Raw genomic sequence first — 2,247 nt, 5'->3', positions numbered from 1 at the left:
CACGGATACGTTTTTCTATAAGGAAACGGGCGTGGCTTATGGATTTCCGCAAATACGGATTGCGGAGTGTGAGGTTAGGAGAGAACAAGATGAAAGCAGTGAACAAGGGTTTTACCCTGATTGAATTGATGATTGTGGTGGCGATCGTCGCCATTCTGGCAGCAATTGCGTTACCGGCTTATCAGACGTATACAAAAAAAGCAAAAATGACAGAACTTATTCAAGGTTCTGCGCCATTAAAAACAGCTTTGCAAATTTGTGCTTTTGATAAAGGAGCCTTTACAGATTGTGCATTAGGTACTAACGGTGTTCCATCAGAAGACACGATGCAAACAGATTTAATCGGAACTGTAGTTGTTACACCAGAAACAGATGGTACTGAAATCCAGATTCAAGGGAAAGACAATTCAGATTTAGCAGGCCATAGTTTCTATTTAAAAGGGACAATGTCTGCCGCTGGCTCTATTAAATGGCAAAAAGGATGTACTTCACCAGAGGGTGAAGATGCATTATGTGCAACAGACTCAGGTTACACTCCCGGCGCTTAATTAAAAGTAAAATCATTGGGAAATGTAGTGGTGTGAGTGCACCACTACATTAAAATAATAATGAAAATAGAAAACCCTACCGAACTAAAAAAATACGTATCCTTTTCATCACTGATTACTAAATATTTTGCCCTGCCGATATTTGATAACAGTAGCACGCTATATCTTGGTGTCATCAGCCATGACTGCTTCGAGTGTATTGATGCGTTTCGCTTTGCTTGTGGCAAACAAATTGAAACCACTCTGGTTAATAAAGAAGAACTGCGTGAGGCCATTTTCATCGTCACCGGACAATATCCGGAAGATGCTGACGATCCAATGGGAAAATCGGGGCTAGAAGAAGACACCCTGACTCAACTTGAAGAGTTGGCGGACGAAAGCGCGCTCAATGATGATCTAGCCTTAAGCAGTGAGCAAGATGAAGCCCCTATCGTGCGTTTTATCAACCAGATGCTGCTACGCGCGGTGCGTCAACGCGCCTCGGATATTCATTTTGAGCCCTATGAAAAGCAGTATCGCGTGCGCTTTCGGGTTGATGGCGTATTGCAAGAGATCGCCAGCCCACCGGATAAACTCGGTGCTCGCTTGGCTGCACGCCTAAAAATCATGAGTAAGTTGGATATTGCCGAAAAGCGCATCCCGCAAGATGGCCGTATCAAGCTCAAATTTAAAGACACGCCTGCTATCGATCTGCGCGTTTCTACGCTGCCCACCCTATTTGGGGAGAAAGTGGTACTGCGGCTCCTCGACTCCTCTGCCGCCAACTTAAATATTGATCAGCTCGGGTTTACTGATGCCGATAAACAGCGCTATTTGAGCGCGTTAGCTAAACCGCAAGGCATGATCTTAGTCACCGGCCCGACCGGTAGTGGTAAAACCGTGACCTTGTATACCGGTTTGTCATTACTCAATCAGCCAGAGCGCAATATCTCTACCGCCGAAGATCCGGTGGAGATCAACTTAGCCGGTATCAACCAAACACAGATCAACCTCAAAGCCGGCCTGACGTTCGCCAGCGCATTACGGGCCTTTTTGCGGCAAGATCCTGACGTCGTGATGGTCGGGGAGATTCGCGATCTGGAAACCGCCGAAATTGCGGTAAAAGCGGCGCAAACCGGGCACTTGGTACTGTCGACGCTGCACACCAATTCTGCCGCCGAAACCCTCACTCGACTGGCCAATATGGGCGTTCCGGCCTATAACATTGCCTCATCAATTCATCTGATCATCGCTCAGCGATTGGCGCGCCGCCTCTGCCCCGAGTGTCGCCAGCCACATCTGCTGACCGAAGCAGAACAAAAAGCGGCTGGCTTTAGCCAATGCCACGCCGAAGGATTACGCATTTTTAAACCCAAGGGCTGCCCAAAATGTACCAACGGCTACAAAGGGCGAACCGGCTTATATGAAATTATGCCAATCACCCCGGCACTGACCGATGCCATTTTACGCGGTGAGCATGCACCAGAGTTAACCCACATTGCACGCCAACATGGCATGCTGACCTTGCGTGAAGCAGGTCTGAATAAAGTGCGTGAAGGCGTAACATCATTGGAAGAAATTGAACGGGTTACAGGAGTATAACCATGAGTACGCTGGCTCAACCTAAGCCTCGCCGTCAGTATCCCTACAAATGGCAAGCCGTAAACCGCCAAGGGCATGTAATTGAAGGTGAATTAGAAGCCAGCTCCGTGGATGAAGC

2 protein-coding genes are annotated in these 2,247 nt (G+C 47.9%); both read left to right on the top strand.

Features of this window, described 5'->3' with window-relative positions; translation table 11 throughout:
* The first annotated feature begins 89 nt into the window (after positions 1–89).
* Complete coding sequence (locus ACRC27_RS08905) at positions 90–548, top strand: pilin (protein ID WP_438639719.1); 459 nt, start codon at positions 90–92, stop codon at positions 546–548.
* A 60-nt stretch (positions 549–608) separates the two neighbouring features.
* Positions 609–2,129: a type IV-A pilus assembly ATPase PilB gene (gene pilB / locus ACRC27_RS08900; protein WP_438639718.1), complete on the top strand. Its 1,521-nt coding sequence runs from the start codon at positions 609–611 to the stop codon at positions 2,127–2,129.
* Positions 2,130–2,247 lie beyond the last annotated feature (118 nt).

Origin of the sequence: Plesiomonas sp. (assembly GCF_051650925.1) — a bacterium.
Lineage (GTDB): Bacteria > Pseudomonadota > Gammaproteobacteria > Enterobacterales > CAMTGL01 > Plesiomonas.
This window is presented reverse-complemented; position numbering and strand designations above follow the sequence as displayed.